This is a genomic window from Pseudomonas sp. IT-P44, from assembly GCF_949768225.1.
Lineage (GTDB): Bacteria > Pseudomonadota > Gammaproteobacteria > Pseudomonadales > Pseudomonadaceae > Aquipseudomonas > Aquipseudomonas migulae.
Map to the genome: position 1 here is coordinate 14,360 of NZ_CATKQM010000018.1, position 17,457 is coordinate 31,816.

Here is a 17,457-nt window from a genome sequence, read left to right on the forward strand (position 1 = left end):
TACCTCATCGAATACGGTAGAGGCGCAAACGTAACAACCTCGCGATGTGGCCGATAGACACAGATGGCCCGCATTTACGGGATACAGGGTTCAGTGAAGACTCCCATGCAGCCAGGTGATCTGCGAAACTGCCGAATGGCTGAACAGCCTTTGAATGGTTTAACCCTCCCGTAGAAGAGAGCGAAAACATGGTCACTTGTTACCTGAAGTACGTGCTGGACCCGTACCAGATCGGCGCATTCGAACACTACGCAAAGTTGTGGATTCCACTGGTGGAAAAATTCGGTGGCCAGCACCACGGCTATTTCCTGCCGTCCGAGGGCGCCAACAACATCGCGTTGGCGATGTTCACTTTTGCGAGCCTTGCCGAGTACGAGCGCTATCGGCAGGACTCCATGAACGACGCGGACTGCATCGCGGCGTTCAAGTATGCCGAGGATAAAAAATTCATCCTCAGCTATGAGCGGAGTTTTTTCCGGCCGGTGTTTGGGGATCAGGCGTAAACCCGTTCGGAAAGTCTTTTGCCGGGGTTCCCTCAGGCCGTCATGACGGGAACAGGTCCAGTGTGCGTTCGACCTCTTGAATGTCGATTTTGAAGCCGTCGCCCTCTGGCGTTCCGACCACGAAGCCGAAATTCTGCCTGTCGCGATCCGTCAGGAACTTGTAGTAGCTGACGAAACGGTTCGGTGGCTGCAGTGCCAGCAACGAACCGCCCGGCTGGAGCACATTGACGCCGTGCACCAGCTGACTGCCTTCGACCCCCACCACCGTCCGCGCCCCGGCGCAGGTCGCCACGATGGTCGGCACATCGGTTTTCAAAGGATCGAGAACGCGGAACCCCCTGCTCTTGCGCAGGTGTTCAGCGACCTCGAGCTCATTGCGCAAAAAGCGCAAGTCACCGTCGCCACCGCGCAGAATGAACACGCCGGGGTGAGCCTCATGTTTGACGTGCGACAGCAGTTTTTCCCCCATGGCCCGGTAACGCAGATGCCTGTTTCGATTGTTGCTCAAGTCGTCGAACAGCACGAGTTCACGAAAAAACGCACTGTGCAGGCGCACCGGTTTCATGCCAAACCAGTCTTCGTAAGCGGGAGCCTGGGTAAACAACGGAAACCTGGCGGAGGGCGCGGTGGTCACCGGCACGCCTTCATCGCAGGCCAGGGAATAGGTCGGGCAGTCTTCCATCAACCAGGTTCCAAACCAGGTATTGCCGTTTTGCGTGCAGTAGACGGCGGCGCGATCGATCTCGGTGTCCACGGTAATGCGCGGGAACATACTTGGCTTGAGCGACAGCCACAGACTGGCGTTGTCCTTGTAGAGCGCGCCATCGATCATCCAGACGTCCTTGAGCAAGTAGCCTCGCGTCGGGCCTTGCTCTACGTCGCCCAGCCCTTGCATGGTGCGCGCGGGATGCTCGAAAGGATAAAAGCGCTTTGCCTCCCACCCTGTCACGCGGTCCATTTGACCGGGCAGGTAGTACGCCGACGGAGAATGAGTCGTCTCGCCCGGCGCAATATCCCAACTTTTCAGCGCGATGCTTTTCAAGTTGATGTCGGCTTTGCGTGCGAGTCTTTTTCTCGCCATGTTTTTGTAGGCAGCCAGAGTCCATTTTTTTTGATTGCCAGCGGTCGACGTGCTGATTGGCGAGAGATCGCTTTCCATGAAGAGTCCTCCCTGCGGGCAGGGTCAAAAGTCAGGTGCGAGCGCTGTCATTATTCAGTCCTGGAAATGGCTCAGCTGGATGGAATCCGTTCCATGACGGGTGGTGTCTGCAAACTGGCGTAGCGACTGCGCAAGGTGTCGAGAAACTGTTCGCCCGAGCTCTTGGCGCAATACAGGTAAATTTTGTGCAGCCCGCCAAACACCATTTCGTGATAACGGCTGGCGACTTCCTCATCGCTTGGCCCGTCCGGCAAGCCAAGGTGCAAGGTTATTTCCTTGCCTTCGACAGCAAACAGCGGCGTGTCCCAGAGGAATCTGGCTCTCCCGGTCTTGGGCAGCCGGACGAACATGTACGCGTGGTTTCCCAAGGAATCGATATCACCGCCGCGCCGTCTTTTCCATTTCAGCAGCCCGTCATCCGGACGGGCCACGCAAAGACCGATGTCGTAATAATCGAAGCCATTATCGATAGCCCATTCAAGTGCCATGAAGGTGGTAATCGAGTTGACCTCGCGCAGTTTTTTCGCATTTGAAAAAATCGCCTCGACATACCCGAAACGCAGCGTGCTCCAGTAGCGCTTGCCGCCACGAGTGACGACGCAACCCAGGTGGCAGGCAACCACCTCGTCTTCCAGCATGATCAGGTCGAGCCGGCCGACGGTCTTGGCGATTCTCAGGACTTCCTGAGAGGGAAACTGCGCAGCGTGGATGCCTTGCCGTGCTTCGGCATAAGGTTGAAGCATTTCCCTGTCGGCCTTTTCGATTTCGTCATCCAGCAGCGTCTGGACCATCCGGTAGCGCGGGCGGTTCTTGCGGATATTTCGGCGCAACTCGCTATCGTATTTGGCGGTGATGTCTTCGATGGGGCGCCCCAGCGGTACGACGGCACTCAGGTAGAGGGGCACATTCAAGGCCCCCGGAGACGGCGCTTCACTGACCACCACCACATGATTCGACGCGGCAGGTGCCGATTCGTCGTCGACCGTATCGGGCGGCCCCTGGGACTTCCCGCCGATGAGCAGCTTGGCCATTTCCCGCTGCTTTTTCCTGCCGATGTAGAGGAATTCGTAAGGACTGTCCTTCTGCAGCTTGAAGCGGGCAATCTCCCACTTCCAGAAACATGCACGCCCCAGGATGTCCCGCAGCCAGGTTGCCGCGTTCCTGATTTCATAACGTAATGAAGGAGAAATCAGTTTTCGGGTAACGGCCGCCAGCTTCTCTTTCATTTCTTCGTCATCCTTTGAGCTATCTGTCGTGAAATCAGAGAAAGATCCGGGCGGTACTTGATACTTTCGCTTAACCCTTGATATTTAAGACATATTTGATGGGATTACGCGTCCTCCATCAGTAACTATTAAAGATCAAGGCAGGGACTTTGCAAGCGGCGTATCGGCAGCGTAACCGTATATTTCATGACGCCAAAATTTCTACTCTTCTGGACAGGCACGGGTTCAAAAATGCCCTCCCGGCAACTGCCCCCAAATGCGCCAAACCGGGTAAAGGGTAGGCGCAACAGCGTCTAAACTGCAGGATACAGACACGCCTCCAGCCTCTTGATACAGGGAAAACGGGATGACCGGAAAAACCGCGCGCCCATGCGGGTCATGGGTCTTGCCCGCCCTGCTCGCCATCAACCTGGCGCTGACAGCGGGCTGCGCACGCAACACCGCCACGCCTCGCACTTGGGCCTCAAACGCAGGCTCACCTTGCTACGCCAAAGCGCTGCCCACTGTCGGCGAGGGTGGCCTGGCCTGGGGTTCCACCCTCGACATGGCCCGCCAGAAATCCATGGACAATTGCATTCGCTACGCCGGACGCTCCGGCGGCGCGCCGGATACCTGCCAGGTGGTGTTGGCAGAGTGCAGAAAATAATGCAGCGTCACTGACAGGGTCCGCACCACGCGCACTTGCCCTATCCTTCTCTCCAACCCACAACTCCGGACATCGACATGCCCGCCCCCGAATCGACCCTTCTCGATAGCTGGCACCACAACGCCCAATCCTGGATCGACGCGATCCGCACCGGCGCCATCGAAAGCCGCCTCAAGGTCACCGACCAGGCGATCCTGCTGGCAGTGGCAAGCCGTCAGCCCGAGCGCGTGCTCGACCTGGGCTGCGGCGAGGGCTGGCTGTTGCGGGCGCTGGCTGAACGGGCGATCAATGGGGTCGGTGTGGATGGCGATGCGACGCTAGTCGAGGCGGCGCGAGCGGCAGGTTCTTCGCCGGTGCATCTGGCGAACTATGAACAGTTGGCGCAAGCCAAAGTGGACATCGGCAGCGACTACGACCTGATCTGCGCCAACTTCGCCCTGCTGCACCAGGACATCATCCCCCTGCTCACCGCCATGAACGCCCTGCTCGCCCCCGGCGGCGCACTGGTGATCCAGACGCTGCATCCGTGGAGCGCAGCAGCCGGCGACTATCAGGATGGCTGGCGGCAAGAAACGTTCACCGGGTTCAAGGGGCAGTGGCAACCCATGCCGTGGTACTTCCGCACCTTGTCCAGCTGGCTCAATGCGCTGGACATGGCCGGCTTTCAACTGACCAGCCTGCAGGAGCCACAGCACCCGCAAAGCCCTGTGCCGCAGTCGTTGTTGTTGGTGGCTGAACCGCGAAGGTGAGTACGCTTGGTGGATGTCGGCAGGGTGTTGTTTGGTTGAAGACTCACTAGCGGATCTCAGGCGATTGCTGCCCTTCACGGAAGGCGGCAATCGGCCAACAGCTGACTGTCGATTTCGGCTGAGGAACATGCATGTGCATAGCATTTGACCAACTGCTTATTAGGATTAAAGTCTAAGGGAAAGATCGACCCCGTCAGTCTTTGATCCGCAACGGCTATCGCCACGCAGGTTCCTCAATGGCAGCTACAGAAACGGAGTATTGCTCATGATCAAATACCTTCGAATGATGGCAATGATTTCAATCCTCGCGATCACGGCGGGCTGCCAAATGGGTCAATCAACTTCCGCCTCTGATGTGATGGCTGCTAACGCGGAAATGGACCGCGAGGCGAAAGCGGCGTTACAGAGTTTGTATACCAAAACGCCGCAAGCGCGCGCCCTCGCGCAGCGAGCCAAGGGTATCCTCGTTTTCCCTGATGTGCTGAAAGCGGGCCTCATCGCCGGCGCACACCATGGCGAAGGCGAATTGATTGAGAACGGAAAAGTGACGGGATACTACGCGACCACAGCCGCCTCATACGGCCTTCAGGCGGGCGTGCAGCGGTTTGGATACGTGATGTTTTTCATGACCTATTCAGCGATGAATGATCTGAAAAATGTTAATGGATTTGAGGTCGGCGTGGGCCCAAGCATCGTGGTCGTAGATTCAGGCATGGCCAAATCGATGACTACCTCAACGGCTCAATCCGATGTCTATGCGTTCATCTTTGATCAAAAGGGCTTAATGGCCGGGCTGGGATTGCAGGGTTCAAAAATTACCAGGCTCAATCGCTGAAGCCGTCTGCATGTCGCTTACACAGAATTTAGTTGTGTTGCATCGACCTGCTGAATTCACAATCCCTAGCTGCCCTTGGCGGAGGGCAGCAATGTGTCGTTTTCAACCAGTCGCCATAGGCAGAAAACAGCCAAAAGCTGCCTCTAGCCCTTATCCGCGCATGCGCCGCCCGCTGCCTGATGTCCCTCACGGAGAGAGTGATAACAATCAGCGCTGATGCAGACGGTCGCGGCGCACATTCAACCAACGCATCGCGGATAAATCCGCTCTTGCAACAGCGCGTGCAACTGCCGATCAGGCAGAGCAGCTGTCTTGCGACTAGCTTTACCTCGGACACTAAAATCTCAGTCCACAGCTCAATCAGGTGAAGGTTCGTTATGACAAAAAAAATCGATCTGACGATTACCCACGATTACCTCAATCCGTTTGCCTCGCCGGACAACCCCAAGCTAAGCCCCGAGCTGGTGGACTACCTGTCAGATAGCGCCTGGTACCACTCCGAACTGTGTCTGCACATTCGCTGCCCGGAAGATGAGCGAGAACGCCTGCAGCAAGCCATCAGCAATACCTTTGCGGAAAAGAGCGAACAACTCAGAGGGGATATTCGCACCCAACGGCTGGTAGCGCTGACACTCCTGGGCTTGGCACTGGCCTTGGTGCTGGCAGGCACGGCTCTGGGCATTGAAGGCACCATCCCCGTGGGAGTCGTTACCGTCACCGCGTGGATGCTGCTCTGGCGTAGCGCAGAGATATTTTTTCTGGATATCCGCAACATTAACCGACAGCTGCGTAAGTACCAGCGCATTGCCAGCGCATCAAAGCAGTTTTGATTGAGGTTGATCGTTCTCACGCTACGCGTGGAAGTCATGCCTGAGTTCTGGCGGGCTGAAAATCCGACTTTTTCAACTGATGACCCATTGCTGCCCTGCATGAAGGGCAGCAATGGGTCGGCTGCTGCCCTTCGTAACTGGTCGTTATCGACCTGACGATGCCAGCCGCTCGACAGAAGTCGCCATTCCATCCCGAGCAATCTTGTCATTTGCCAAAGCTTAAGGCAGGGTCGATACCACTGACATCTCTGCCAAAGGAGTCACTCCATGTCAAAGCTATATCCCAGTATCGATCCTGAGGGGCTAGTCGAGTACTCAGTGGTCTACACCGACCGCTCGCTCAACCACATGTCGCAGTCATTTCAAGGCGTGATGAAGAACATTTCCAGGACCCTGAAACAGGTCTACAACGCCCAGGCTGTTGCGGTGGTCCCGGGCAGCGGCACATTTGGCATGGAAGCGGTGGCGCGACAGTTTGCCACCGGCCAGCAATGCCTGGTGATACGCAACGGCTGGTTCAGTTATCGCTGGAGCCAGATCCTTGAGATGGGCAACATCCCGGCGGCCACCACGGTGCTGAAAGCCCGACCGGTCGACGCGGGTCGCCAGGCGGCCTACGCACCACCGCCTCTGGACGAAGTGCTGGCAGCCATTGAGGCGCAGAAGCCGCAGATTGTCTTCGCCCCCCACGTTGAAACCTCATCAGGGATTATCCTGCCCGACGACTACCTGCGGGCCGTCGGCGACGCCGTGCATGCGGTGGGTGGCCTGTTCGTGCTGGACTGCATCGCCTCAGGCACGATTTGGGTTGATATGCACAAATGCGCCGTCGACCTGCTGATCAGCGCACCGCAGAAAGGCTGGAGCGCTTCCCCTTGCTGCGCCCTGGTGATGCTCAGCTCCCTGGCACTCGAGCGCATCGAGCAGACGCAGAGCAGCAGCTTCGCCTGTGACCTGAAAAAGTGGCTTCAGATCATGCAGGCCTACGAACAGGGCGGACATGCCTACCATGCGACCATGCCCAGCGATTCCCTCGCGCGATTCAACGAAGTGATGAGAGAGACGCAAGCCTACGGTTTCGACAAGGTTCGCGACGCACAACAGGCGCTGGGCGATCGGGTGCGCGCCATGTTGACCGGCAAAGGCATCAAAAGCGTGGCCGCAGCCGGCTTTCAGGCCCCTGGCGTCGTGGTGAGCTACACCGATGATGCCGACATCAAGAGCGGCAAGAAATTTGCCAGCCATGGCCTACAGATCGCCGCCGGAGTGCCGTTGCAATGCGACGAGCCGGCCGACTTCCAGACCTTCCGCATCGGTCTGTTCGGACTCGAAAAACTGCAAAATATCGAGCGCACGGTCAGCACCCTCGAGCAGGCACTGGATGAGGTGATGGTGAACTAAGCACTCATCTTGCCTGGGCACTGCCGGCCCATGGCGCTGATCTTCGAATATGACGCTGGTCGTCCGGACGTCATGTCAGAACCACAAGGGAAAGCCCGTGCACGTGTCTTAGTGACGCGTGCGCCACGGTGGAAGAGCCCCTTCGAAAAGTGAAAAGGCTCGACTCAGAAAACTGTTGAAGCGAACGGCATCACGCCGCAGCCCTGCCTGTTGACCACCAATCAGGCACAGATGGGCCACTCGACCAATCACTTCTGCTTCGCCTGGCATAGGGACCAAGCGGCGGCACGTCCGTATCGCGAAGTCCAGTCGTCTTGTGTCAACACGCTGCTGAAACTCGCCTACCAACGGATCGTGCAACGACCAGGCGCGGATGGAAACTTCCCGCCCAGGTTGTTTCTCAGCGGCAATACTCAAGTAGCGTTTCAGGATTTCGCCCGTGCTACGACCCTGCGCCGCATAAGTGAGCATGCGCTCCGTGTAGTCTTCTTCCCAAGCGGCCAGCAAGGTGCGGACAAAGTCTTCGCGATTGCGGAAATGGTGATAGAACGATCCGCGGGTCACATTCAATCGGCGCGATAGACTCTCGGCCGAAACACCACTATGTCCTATTTGGTCGAGGGCCTCAAAACCAGCCGCGATCCAATGGTTGCGAGTTAATTTTCCCACCCGTTATTTCGCTCCATGTTTAGCGCCATACAGACTGTGTATGGCGCGCAACCGATTGATACGCTGCGAACACCAGCAAAGATAGCCGTTGCGTTTTGCACGCTAGCACTTTTCATGGAGCTCGCCTTGAAGAAAATCGTTCTGGTTGCTTTCGACCAATTCACTGATATCGACCTGTTCCTGATGTGGGACATTTTGGGCCGCAACACTGAGGACTGGCACGTCCGGATATTGGGTTCCAGCGCTATCGTGCGATCGGCGCACGGCCTGCCTGTTTCGGTACACGGTCCGCTTTCCGAGGCCAATAGTGCCGACGCAGTATTGTTCGTCAGCGGCAAGGAAGGGATACCCGCTGCACTTGCCGCCCCGGATTTCCTGCCGTCGTTTGAACTTGACTCCAGACGCCAGCGAATCGGCTCCATATGCGCCGGAGCGTTCATTCTTGAACGGCTTGGGCTGCTCAGCGGCCAAGCAACTACACACCCGGATGCACGATCGAGCTTGCAAGCCCTGGGACTTGAACCCGTGGACCAGCCTCTTGTTTGCCAAGGGAACGTTGCAACGGCTGGCGGATGCCTTTCGGCGCTCTATCTGGTGGGATGGTTGGTTGAATCCTGGTTCGATGTCGGCAAGCGCCGTGCGACGTTGCTTCCTGTTTTGCCAGCTGGGCAGCAAGAGCTCTATGATGCCTTGATCGGGCTCAGCATCCGACAAGGAGCGTTATACGACAAACCATCGCAACAAGAAACGCGACGTGGCATGTCATCTAATTGGTAGTTGGAACTCAGGAGAGATCCCCCGATGCCCCGAGAATTTGAACTCATAATGTCCGTGCCAGTACCCTCGAGGTCCGGCATCACCCACCTTTACAAGTCGATGAACCTGGCGGACGCTTTTGCGATTCAGCTCCCGGCGGGCACCTCCAGCAATCCGGATTTGCTGGCTCGATTCATCCTTTCCCACCAGCCATCCTGGATCGGATGGCTCATGAAAGTCCGAGACACTATCGTTGCCTGTTTTGGTATCAAGACAGCCAGACATTTGGCAACGCTTGCTGATCGGATTCAAATCTTCAAGGTCTACAGTTCGAACCAGACTGAAATCGTGTTGGGAGAGGACGACAAGCACCTCGACTTCCGGATATCGATCCTGTGTTCTGGAGAGGCAGAGCCAGAAGGCAGTCGCCAACTCGTTTTTTCAACCGTGGTCCAGTGCCACAACCGCCTAGGCCGGGCCTACATATTCGTTATTGCCCCATTTCACCGCTTGGTTGTTAAGGCCAGCCTCCTCCGTGCAGCGCGCATCGGTTGGCCTCTGGCTACCGGCTCCGAAGGCTGAGAGCAAGGTCGCGTAGTAGTACAGGGTGGCAAAAAGGCAGGACGACGCTATAGAAAGAACGACACCTTTGAACAAGGGGGCGTCCACTTATCAGGGGAGAATTGAAGATCAGCCAGTCAAATGGCCCAGGGGGGCACTGGGATGAACTTTGACTCGATCCATTGTTTGAAGGCGACGACCACAGCGCTGGGAAATTTGGCCGATGGCCTGACCAAGTAGACTCCACCAGCGGTGTCCAATTGCCAGTCAGGAAGAACATGCAGCAGTTTTCCGGCTGCAATATCACTACTCATCAACCAGTCACCGGCGCCCAGTATTCCCGCATCCGCTCGGGCCGCCGCAAGTAACGACTCGCTATCATTGGCCGTCAGGTTTCCTTTGGGTGAAACCGTCTGAAGTTCGTTACCTCGATGAAGTCGCCACTGAGGAAAAGACGCAAGACCGCTGAAGCGAAGGCAATTGTGCTTGATCAGATCCTGAGGCGTTTCAGGCATGCCATGCTCTCTGATGTAAGCAGGCGACGCACACAATATGCGGCGATGATCACTCAGTTTCCTGGCGATCAACCTGTTGTCTTCCAACTCTCCAATTCGGATGGCAGCGTCAAAACCTTCATCAATGATATCGACCAGCCGCTCGCTATAGTCTGCAAGGATTGAGACGTGAGGGTAAGCCTTGAGAAACTCCGGCAGCATCGGGCCAAGCCAACGCCGTCCCATGGCTGCGGGCAGCGCAAGCCGCAAAGTTCCTCGAATTTCGCTGGCCCCCTCCGCTGCTTGCTGCTGCGCTTCATTCATCAGTTCGATGGCGGAGCGAAGACGCTGCTCCAGCTTGGCACCTACTTCGGTAATTCGAACCTGCCGGGTTGAACGCTCCACCAGCCGAACACCAAGGCGCTTTTCCATTGAGGCGAGTCGTTTCGAGACGACCGTAGGGTGTCGCTGCAATAGCCGACCAGCCCCGACAAATGAACCTTGCGAGGCAACGGCCAGAAACGCAGCGATTTCGTCACTGTATTGATTATTCAGAACATCAAGATTCATGGTTTTAGAATGATCGCCCCGGATGATCGCCCCGACTCCAGGTCGGCATGCGCCAATGCTGCGTCAGCCAATGAATAGCTCGCCCAGATCCGGGGTTTGATAATACCCGCAGCTATGGCGGCCAAGACATCCTTTGCTCGCTCCTGGTACTCAGAGGCACTTGCCGTATGGGCTGCCAACGAAGGACGCGTCAGGTACAGCGAGCCTTTGGAATTGAGTGTTGATAGCTCCACGGCAGACGGTGCACCGGATGAAGCTCCAAACGAGACCATCAAACCCCGTGGCCGCAGACTATCCAAAGACGCCTGGAAGGAAGCGCGCCCTATGGGGTCATAGACCACGTCGACCTTTCTACCCTCGGTGATACGAGCGACGTCCGATGCCAGGCTGTCAGCGTCAAACACCAAGACTTCATCACAGCCCAACGCCTTGGCTTTTTCGACACTGGCCGACTTTGAAACTACGCCGATTACGGTCGCACCTAAATGCTTTGCCCACGGCACCATAATTTCCCCCAGTCCTCCAGCCACACCATAGAGGAGGATGGTTGTGCCATGCCCTACGGGATAGGTGGTCTTCAAAAGGTACTGTGCTGTGAGGCCCTTGAACATGACGGCTGCGGCATCATCAAACGACAGGGCATCCGGAATTTTGACCAGTCGCGCCGCCGGATAAAGGCGGGCCGAAGCATACGAACCAATAGGCCCGGTGGCATAAGCGACGCGATCCCCAACTTGCACATTGCTGACACCGGCACCCACAGCGGCGACACGCCCGGAGCCTTCCAACCCAAGTCCAGATGGCAACGCGATGGGCACTGCGCCCTTACGTTGGGTTACGTCGAGAAAATTGACACCAATCGCTTCTTGCTCAAGCCAAACGTCGCCTTGCCCTGGCAATTGTTCGCTCAGTGTCTCCAGGTTCAGTACTTCAGGATTGCCAAACTGGTTAAACCGGATCGCAGATACCATGGTCATTTCCTCTTCATCCAGAAGCTGCTTTCACATTGATGCCTCTAGTGTGAGAACTGCCCCGGCAATGAACAAGACTGGTTTATTGCAGATCATTAATGCACAGATTGCAGCAATAAAATCGATAACACCACGCGTTTTTCGCGTAGATCGATGGCGGGTGTGTAGCGGTTGTAGAGACGCCAAAGATCATTGCAGAGCGTCTGCTTCGGAAAAGCGTGGTCAGACCATGTTTAGGATAATGGTGGTCTGGCCCCGGTTTCCCCACGGGGCGCATGATTGGCGGCTGTATGATTTGGATCGACTCAAAGGTGACTGTGGGGGCAGGCAGAAATCGGCCAGAAGCGATCGGTGAAACAGGGTCGCTACGATCTCCATAAATGGGGAATTACACCCACGCAACCGGGCGTTTACCACCTGATTTGAGGATTATTCCCCACTCACCTTTTCTCTAACTCGAAACGCCCGGAAGCAGTTTATTAATTAAGTTGAACTTTTTTCGCTCTATTGAAATGGCTCATTAGTTGCACCGCCCCTCGTACCCGCAATAGCTGTCGTCCCGGACATCATGCAGACGACAGGGCTTGGCAGATTCGGCATGACAGGAGGGGTGAAAAATGAAACGCGCGACACCACCATGCCGCTCCGTCGCCTTGCTGCTCGGGTCAAGCCTGCGCTGTCCGATGCGCCTTACCCTGACCACCGCCAACGCCATGCCGCTGGATGATTTCGGTCCGCCACCACCGACGGCCCCTTCGGCATCTACTAACCCGCCGGCCGCCCCCAAGGCCGCGCCGGATGCCTTGCTGACTTTGCTGGCCGGACATCATCCCGCCATCCGTCAGCCTGTGGGCGGCGACATCACCGGCCACCAGTTAGCTGTTCGTCTTGATTGGCACACTGTTCATCCTGCCGGTGATTCTGATGTACACCTTCAGGAGCTATTGGGTGTTCTGCGCAAAAGTGAGGATTGGTGATGTCTTCCACTGTTAAATCAATTGCTCGAATCACGAATAGGCCGATACCCCGTTATAAGCAGGTCGCTCATTTGAGCCTAATGTTTATAGCGTTGCTGATTATGTTGGCGTTGAGCACTTTCGTAGCGATGGAGTTGCCCCTCGGAACGCTCTGACGGTGGATGAGGCCGATCGCCCTCCGGACTGAACCACAGTGTTACCCGTAACGACCCGAACCGAAGTGAGAAAATCCCCCTTCGCTCAACCAGAAAGCCCCCACACTTGAGCCGAGTGCGGGGGCTTTTCTTCGAGCACGAAAACCAGTCGCGCCTACCCGGTCTACCTAGACCTGCGTCACTAGTTTGAGACCTTGAGTCCAACACGCAGCTATCGGCCAATTTGAGCCAATGCTGACCGACAGCCTGGGCTGCTTGAAGACATTCGGGTATGAGCAAAGCGTGGCACAGTTTCCGGGGATATTTCGACGTCGTAGCGTCGCCGCGGCAAGGAGTTTTAGTGAGTTGGCATGGCTGGGGGATAGCAGTTGCGAGAGAAATAAATCTCATTCGCCATTTTTATGACGCTCGTCTGAAAATCGTCGGATAAATGGCGCTTCGCGTTGAGCTTTTACCTTCCTGACCTAGGCTCAAGCCATGTGGGAGGAGGTGCAGTCCATGCGCAAATTATTGATTGGCTCGTCGATGCTGGCCTGTCTGATGGTGCTTGGCGGCTGGTTGAGTCGACCACAGCCGTTGCCGGTCAGGCTGCTAGAGGTTGAGCGGGGGCCGGTGGAGACGCTGGTGGCCAACACTCGCGCGGGTACGCTGAAGTCCTGTCGACGCTCGCATCTGTCCTTCAATGTCGGCGGCCAGGTTGCCGAGTTGCTGATCGGCGAGGGCCAGCGGGTTCAGCCGGGACAGGTGCTCATGCGCCTGCGACAGGACGAGCAACAGGCCCGGCTACAGGAGGCCGAGGCGCGGCTGGAGGCCCAACGCAACGCCCGCGAACAGCGCTGCCAGCAGGCTAATCTGGACCGGCGCGACCTAGATCGCCTGGGCCTTCTGGCCGACCGCAAGTTGGTTGCCGCCGATCGCCTCGATCAGGCCGAGACCAAGGCTCACCTGGCGAAGCTGATGTGCAGTGCCACTGCCGTGCTGATCCGCGAGGCCGACGCCAGCCTGCAGTTGCAGCGTTCACTGCTGGAGCAGACGACCCTGCGTGCGCCATTCGCCGGCATAGTCGCAGAAATCAACGGCGAACTCGGCGAGTTCGTCACCCCTTCGCCGCCGGGTATTCCCACGCCGCCGGCGATCGACCTGATCGACGACAGCTGCCTGTATGTCGAGGCGCCGATCGATGAGGTGGACGCTGCCCGGGTTCGCCCCGGAACCGCTGTGCGGATCAGCCTGGATGCCTTCCGTGGCCAGCATTTCGCCGGCCGCGTCAGCCGCATCGCGCCCTATGTGCGTGAACTGGAGAAGCAGGCGCGCACCGTCGATGTCGAGGTGCGCTTCGACCAGCCGCCGGCCGATCTGGTCCTGCTCACCGGCTATAGCGCCGATGTCGAGATCCTCTTGGAGCAGCGCGCACGTGCTTTGCGCATCCCCACCGAGACCCTGCTGGAGGGGCAGCACGTGCTGCGATATGACCCGACCACCCGGGTGTTACGCGAGGTGGAGGTGCAAACCGGGTTGAGCAACTGGCGCTGGACCGAGGTGCTCGCAGGGCTGGACGAGGACGCGCGTATAGTCGCCAGCCTCGAGCAGGAAGGGCTCAAGGACAACGTGGCGGTGATCCCGGTGGATGCGGCGGAGACTGAGCAATGATCCGTCTGCGCGGCGGTAGCCGCAGTTTCCAGTTGGGCGAGCAGCAGGTGATGGGGCTGGACGGCCTGGATCTGGACATCGCCGCCGGTGACTACATGGCGGTGATGGGCCCGTCGGGCTCGGGCAAGTCGACCCTGCTGAACATCCTCGGTTTGCTCGATGCGCCGAGCGCCGGCGAATACTGGCTGCAGGGCGAGGCCACGGCGACGCTGAGCGAGGCGCGGCGCGCCCAATTGCGCAGCCAACTGATAGGTTTCGTGTTCCAGTCCTACCACCTGATCGCACGGCTGACGGTGCTGGAAAACATCGAGCTGCCGATGGTCCTCGCTGGCATCGGCGCGGCGCAACGGCACAAGCGCAGCAGCCAATTGGTGGCGCGCCTGGGGCTGGGCGAGCGCATTGCCCACCGCCCTGCCGAGCTGTCCGGTGGTCAGCGCCAGCGCGTCGCCATCGCCCGGGCGATGGTCATGCAACCGGCGCTGTTGTTGGCCGACGAGCCCACCGGCAATCTCGATAGCCAGGCCGGCGCCGAGGTCTTCAGCCTGCTGGAGGAGCTCAACGGCGAGGGCCTGACCCTGATAGTGGTGACCCACGACGCCAGCCTGGGCGCCCGCGCGCAGCGCCAGTTACACATGCGTGACGGGCGGATCCACACTGCTGCGCCGCAGCGGGCGCTGACCTGATGCGCGCTGCCGATGCCCTGGGCTTCTGGCTCGGCGCCTTGCGTGGGCATCGCTCGCGCAGCTTGATGCTGCTGCTGGCCATCTCTATCGGGGTGGTTGCGGTCAATCTGCTCACCGGTCTCGGCGCGGGGGCACGGGCCTTCGTCCTGAACGAGTTCTCGCTGCTCGGGCGCGACATCCTGATCGTTTTCCCGGGCCGCAAGGAAACCACGGGGCGCATGCCGCCGCTCACCGGCCTGACGCCGCACGAATTGACCTTGCAGGACGTCCAGGCCATCACCCAGTTGCCGGGCATCCGCCGGGTCGCGCCGCTGCAGGCCGGGCAGATGGAGGTGATAGTCGGCAACCGCAATCGTGAGGTGCTGACCCTGGGCACCACCCGGGACTTCTTCGCCATTCGCCAACTGACGGTCGTCCAGGGCCAACCCCTGCCGGCGCTGGACCCTGAGCAGGCCGAGGCCGTCTGCGTGATCGGCGGCAAACTCCGGCGCGAGCTATTCGGTGCGCGCCCGGCCCTGGGTGAATGGTTGCGCGCCGGCGACCGGCGCTTCCGGGTGGTCGGCATCCTCGGTGAGCGGGGCGAATCCCTGGGGATGGATTTCGCCGAGATGTTGATCATCCCGGTGGCCAGTGCCCAGGCCTTGTTCAATCGCGAGGGGTTGTTGCGGGTGTTTGTCGAGGTGCGTGGTCCGAGCTTTCTCGACCGTAGCAAGCGGCTGATACTCGCCGCGCTCAAGGAGCGCCACGAGGGTAAGGAAGACATCACCCTGATCAGCCAGGACAGCCTGCTCAGCGCCTTCGACGACATACTCGCGGTGCTGACCCTGGCGGTCGCCGGGATTGCCGCGATCAGCCTGCTGGTGGCAGGCATCCTGATCATGAACGTGACCTGGATTGCGGTGAGCCAGCGCAGCGCCGAGATCGGCCTGCTCAAAGCCATAGGTGCGACGGCGGCGCAGCTGCGCCTGCTGTTCCTCGGCGAGGCGGCGTTGCTCGCCCTGACGGGGGCGCTGGCGGGGCTACTTCTGGCCGAAACCTTGCTCTGGCTGGGGCGCCTGGCGTTCGATCTGCCGCTCTATGCACCCTGGTGGGCGCGGGCTAGCGCAGTGCTGCTGGCACTCGGCACGGCGCTGCTGTTCGCCTGGCTGCCGGCCGCTCGGGCCTCGGCGCTGGAGCCGGTGGCGGCGCTACGCCCGCCGGGAGCGCACTGATGCGCTGGCAAGATGGTTTCCGGCTGACCAGCTCGGCGCTGACCTGTCGCCCCTTGCGCAGCCTGCTGACCCTGCTCGGGGTAGCGATCGGGATAGCCGCTGTGGCGCTGCTCACGGCCATAGGCGAAGGCGCGCGCGGCTATGTGCTGGAGAACTTCTCGCAGTTTGGTACGCGGATCATCACCGTGCGCCCGGGCAAGACCCAGACCAGCGGCCTCGGCGGTCTGCTCGGCAGCGTACGGCCACTGACTATCAGTGATACCGACGCCCTGCGGCGCTTGCCGCATGTCGAGGCGGCGGTGCCGATCATTCAGGGCAGCGGGGATATCCAGTTCGGTCAACTGAGCCGGCGCAGCGACATTCTCGGTGGCGGCCATCAGCTGGCGCAGGCCTGGCGCATGCAACTGAGCCTGGGCGAGTTCCTGCCCGTGGCCCGTGACGGTCGTTCGCCGCCCTATGTGGTGCTCGGCCATCAGTTGCGTGTCGAGCTGTTCGGTGAACGCAATCCGCTGGGCGAGCTGATCCGCGTCGGGGGCGTGCGTTTCCGGGTGATAGGCGTGATGGCGGAAAAGGGCCAATTGCTCGGCTTCAACCTCGACGATATCGCCTACATCCCGGTGGATTGGGCCGAAAGCCTGTTCAACCGCACCGGGGTGGTCAAAGTCCATGTGGTGTTCGGCGCCGGCACCACTTCGCGGGCGTTGAGTCGGCAGATTCGCCAGGTGCTCGGCGAACGGCACGGCGTGGAGGACTTCAGTCTGAGCACCCAGGACGACATGCTGCGCAGCTTCAACCGCGTTCTCGGCACCCTGAGCCTGGCCATCGCTGCCTTGGGGGGCATTTCCCTGTTGGTCGGCGCCGTCGGCATTCTCACCATCATGACTACCACTGTGGGCGAGCGCACGGCGGAAATCGGCCTGTTGCGGGCGATTGGTGCCAGTCCGCGGCAGGTGCTCGGGCTGTTTCTCGCCGAAGCGACACTGCTGTCCCTGGCCGGTGGTCTGCTTGGTCTGCTGTTGATGGGCCTCCTGCTCGGGCTACTGCACCTGGCCATGCCGAGCCTGCCCTTGGCGCTGCAGCCGCTGTTTCTGCTACTGGCGCTGCTGCTGGCGGCGGTGCTCGGCATTCTCGCCGGCCTGGCTCCGGCACTGCGGGCGGCCCGCCTGCATCCGGTGGCGGCTCTGCGCAGTGAATAGCGGCCAGGCCAATGAGCCTGACGGGCTAGCTGTACGCTGCGTGACGATAACGCCGGCGCTGGGCCGGTGATTTTAATTGGTTGGCAGCGGCAAAAACTGGTTAGGGTCTGCCTGATGATGTTTCGAGTGACCGCTTAGGGTTTTTACTGCCCTTGGCGACAGGCAACAACCGGCCAACAGCGGCCACTTGTATGTGTGTCTGCAATATTAGGGAG

Annotated in this window: 17 protein-coding genes and 1 pseudogene; 13 read left to right on the plus strand and 5 right to left on the minus strand. The window is 59.1% G+C overall.

What is annotated here, in order from left to right:
- Positions 1-188: 188 nt before the first annotated feature.
- A complete protein-coding gene (locus ACM6IO_RS11065) occupies positions 189-503 on the plus strand; it encodes an NIPSNAP family protein (RefSeq protein WP_207285894.1) in 315 nt (104 codons plus the stop codon).
- A gap of 40 nt (positions 504-543) precedes the next feature.
- Here ACM6IO_RS11065 and ACM6IO_RS11070 read toward each other — a convergent pair whose 3' ends face one another.
- Positions 544-1,662, minus strand: coding sequence for a glycosyltransferase 61 family protein (locus ACM6IO_RS11070; protein ID WP_414911466.1), 1,119 nt, complete (start codon positions 1,660-1,662; stop codon positions 544-546).
- Between the two features lie 71 nt (positions 1,663-1,733).
- The gene (locus tag ACM6IO_RS11075; protein ID WP_414911467.1) at positions 1,734-2,888 is read right to left on the minus strand and encodes a hypothetical protein; all 1,155 of its coding nucleotides are present in this window, start codon (positions 2,886-2,888) and stop codon (positions 1,734-1,736) included.
- A gap of 346 nt (positions 2,889-3,234) precedes the next feature.
- Here ACM6IO_RS11075 and ACM6IO_RS11080 point away from each other — a divergent pair, with 346 nt between their 5' ends.
- The 5 genes from ACM6IO_RS11080 to ACM6IO_RS11100 all read left to right on the plus strand — a co-directional run bounded on the left by ACM6IO_RS11080 (position 3,235) and on the right by ACM6IO_RS11100 (position 7,349).
- On the plus strand, positions 3,235-3,534 hold the full coding sequence (locus ACM6IO_RS11080) for a hypothetical protein (protein WP_008039747.1): 300 nt from the start codon (positions 3,235-3,237) through the stop codon (positions 3,532-3,534).
- A gap of 77 nt (positions 3,535-3,611) precedes the next feature.
- Positions 3,612-4,283, plus strand: a complete 672-nt coding sequence (locus tag ACM6IO_RS11085) for a class I SAM-dependent methyltransferase (protein ID WP_192229007.1) — start codon at positions 3,612-3,614, stop codon at positions 4,281-4,283.
- Positions 4,284-4,548: 265 nt separating this feature from the next.
- Positions 4,549-5,118 carry a YSC84-related protein gene (locus ACM6IO_RS11090; protein WP_192229006.1) on the plus strand — a complete coding sequence of 190 codons (570 nt, stop codon included), beginning with the start codon at positions 4,549-4,551 and terminating at the stop codon, positions 5,116-5,118.
- A gap of 377 nt (positions 5,119-5,495) precedes the next feature.
- Positions 5,496-5,948 (plus strand): hypothetical protein, encoded by a 453-nt coding sequence (locus tag ACM6IO_RS11095; protein ID WP_008029433.1) that lies wholly within the window; start codon positions 5,496-5,498, stop codon positions 5,946-5,948.
- 267 nt (positions 5,949-6,215) lie between these two features.
- Positions 6,216-7,349, plus strand: a complete 1,134-nt coding sequence (locus tag ACM6IO_RS11100; RefSeq protein WP_414911468.1) for an alanine--glyoxylate aminotransferase family protein — start codon at positions 6,216-6,218, stop codon at positions 7,347-7,349.
- 108 nt (positions 7,350-7,457) lie between these two features.
- On the opposite strand, the gene ACM6IO_RS11105 is transcribed toward ACM6IO_RS11100, so the two are convergent.
- The gene (locus ACM6IO_RS11105; protein ID WP_414911469.1) at positions 7,458-8,018 is read right to left on the minus strand and encodes a TetR/AcrR family transcriptional regulator; all 561 of its coding nucleotides are present in this window, start codon (positions 8,016-8,018) and stop codon (positions 7,458-7,460) included.
- A gap of 126 nt (positions 8,019-8,144) precedes the next feature.
- Between ACM6IO_RS11105 and ACM6IO_RS11110 the strand changes: the two genes are divergently transcribed.
- Positions 8,145-8,795, plus strand: a complete 651-nt coding sequence (locus ACM6IO_RS11110) for a DJ-1/PfpI family protein (RefSeq protein WP_414911470.1) — start codon at positions 8,145-8,147, stop codon at positions 8,793-8,795.
- A gap of 24 nt (positions 8,796-8,819) precedes the next feature.
- The gene (locus ACM6IO_RS11115) at positions 8,820-9,356 is read left to right on the plus strand and encodes a DUF2867 domain-containing protein (protein WP_414911471.1); all 537 of its coding nucleotides are present in this window, start codon (positions 8,820-8,822) and stop codon (positions 9,354-9,356) included.
- A 116-nt stretch (positions 9,357-9,472) separates the two neighbouring features.
- Here ACM6IO_RS11115 and ACM6IO_RS11120 read toward each other — a convergent pair whose 3' ends face one another.
- Both ACM6IO_RS11120 and ACM6IO_RS11125 read right to left on the minus strand, forming a co-directional pair.
- Positions 9,473-10,399, minus strand: a complete 927-nt coding sequence (locus ACM6IO_RS11120; RefSeq protein ID WP_414911472.1) for a LysR family transcriptional regulator — start codon at positions 10,397-10,399, stop codon at positions 9,473-9,475.
- Positions 10,396-11,370: a quinone oxidoreductase family protein gene (locus ACM6IO_RS11125; RefSeq protein WP_253405774.1), complete on the minus strand. Its 975-nt coding sequence runs from the start codon at positions 11,368-11,370 to the stop codon at positions 10,396-10,398. Before ACM6IO_RS11125 ends, ACM6IO_RS11120 begins: the two co-directional genes overlap by 4 nt.
- 816 nt (positions 11,371-12,186) lie before the next feature.
- Between ACM6IO_RS11125 and ACM6IO_RS11130 the strand changes: the two are divergent.
- The 5 genes and pseudogenes from ACM6IO_RS11130 to ACM6IO_RS11150 all read left to right on the plus strand — a co-directional run.
- Positions 12,187-12,363 (plus strand): annotated as a pseudogene (locus ACM6IO_RS11130) (ubiquinol oxidase subunit II); the annotation flags it as partial.
- Positions 12,364-13,000: 637 nt separating this feature from the next.
- The gene (locus ACM6IO_RS11135) at positions 13,001-14,152 is read left to right on the plus strand and encodes an efflux RND transporter periplasmic adaptor subunit (protein WP_177318176.1); all 1,152 of its coding nucleotides are present in this window, start codon (positions 13,001-13,003) and stop codon (positions 14,150-14,152) included.
- Positions 14,149-14,835, plus strand: coding sequence for an ABC transporter ATP-binding protein (locus ACM6IO_RS11140; RefSeq protein WP_008033381.1), 687 nt, complete (start codon positions 14,149-14,151; stop codon positions 14,833-14,835). The genes ACM6IO_RS11135 and ACM6IO_RS11140 overlap by 4 nt, the downstream gene beginning before the upstream one ends.
- Positions 14,835-16,046: an ABC transporter permease gene (locus ACM6IO_RS11145; protein WP_226299911.1), complete on the plus strand. Its 1,212-nt coding sequence runs from the start codon at positions 14,835-14,837 to the stop codon at positions 16,044-16,046. The genes ACM6IO_RS11140 and ACM6IO_RS11145 overlap by 1 nt, the downstream gene beginning before the upstream one ends.
- Positions 16,046-17,242 carry an ABC transporter permease gene (locus ACM6IO_RS11150; RefSeq protein ID WP_414911473.1) on the plus strand — a complete coding sequence of 399 codons (1,197 nt, stop codon included), beginning with the start codon at positions 16,046-16,048 and terminating at the stop codon, positions 17,240-17,242. Before ACM6IO_RS11145 ends, ACM6IO_RS11150 begins: the two co-directional genes overlap by 1 nt.
- Positions 17,243-17,457: the final 215 nt, after the last annotated feature.

Excerpts from the sequence above, each read along its gene's own strand:
- ACM6IO_RS11065 (WP_207285894.1), top strand. The coding sequence starts at position 189 with ATGGTCACTTGTTACCTGAAGTACGTGCTGGACCCGTACCAGATCGGC.
- ACM6IO_RS11070 (WP_414911466.1), bottom strand. The coding sequence starts at position 1,662 with ATGGAAAGCGATCTCTCGCCAATCAGCACGTCGACCGCTGGCAATCAA.
- ACM6IO_RS11075 (WP_414911467.1), bottom strand. The coding sequence starts at position 2,888 with ATGAAAGAGAAGCTGGCGGCCGTTACCCGAAAACTGATTTCTCCTTCA.
- ACM6IO_RS11080 (WP_008039747.1), top strand. The coding sequence starts at position 3,235 with ATGACCGGAAAAACCGCGCGCCCATGCGGGTCATGGGTCTTGCCCGCC.
- ACM6IO_RS11085 (WP_192229007.1), top strand. The coding sequence starts at position 3,612 with ATGCCCGCCCCCGAATCGACCCTTCTCGATAGCTGGCACCACAACGCC.
- ACM6IO_RS11090 (WP_192229006.1), top strand. The coding sequence starts at position 4,549 with ATGATCAAATACCTTCGAATGATGGCAATGATTTCAATCCTCGCGATC.
- ACM6IO_RS11095 (WP_008029433.1), top strand. The coding sequence starts at position 5,496 with ATGACAAAAAAAATCGATCTGACGATTACCCACGATTACCTCAATCCG.
- ACM6IO_RS11100 (WP_414911468.1), top strand. The coding sequence starts at position 6,216 with ATGTCAAAGCTATATCCCAGTATCGATCCTGAGGGGCTAGTCGAGTAC.
- ACM6IO_RS11115 (WP_414911471.1), top strand. The coding sequence starts at position 8,820 with ATGCCCCGAGAATTTGAACTCATAATGTCCGTGCCAGTACCCTCGAGG.
- ACM6IO_RS11120 (WP_414911472.1), bottom strand. The coding sequence starts at position 10,399 with ATGAATCTTGATGTTCTGAATAATCAATACAGTGACGAAATCGCTGCG.
- ACM6IO_RS11125 (WP_253405774.1), bottom strand. The coding sequence starts at position 11,370 with ATGGTATCTGCGATCCGGTTTAACCAGTTTGGCAATCCTGAAGTACTG.
- ACM6IO_RS11135 (WP_177318176.1), top strand. The coding sequence starts at position 13,001 with ATGCGCAAATTATTGATTGGCTCGTCGATGCTGGCCTGTCTGATGGTG.
- ACM6IO_RS11140 (WP_008033381.1), top strand. The coding sequence starts at position 14,149 with ATGATCCGTCTGCGCGGCGGTAGCCGCAGTTTCCAGTTGGGCGAGCAG.
- ACM6IO_RS11145 (WP_226299911.1), top strand. The coding sequence starts at position 14,835 with ATGCGCGCTGCCGATGCCCTGGGCTTCTGGCTCGGCGCCTTGCGTGGG.
- ACM6IO_RS11150 (WP_414911473.1), top strand. The coding sequence starts at position 16,046 with ATGCGCTGGCAAGATGGTTTCCGGCTGACCAGCTCGGCGCTGACCTGT.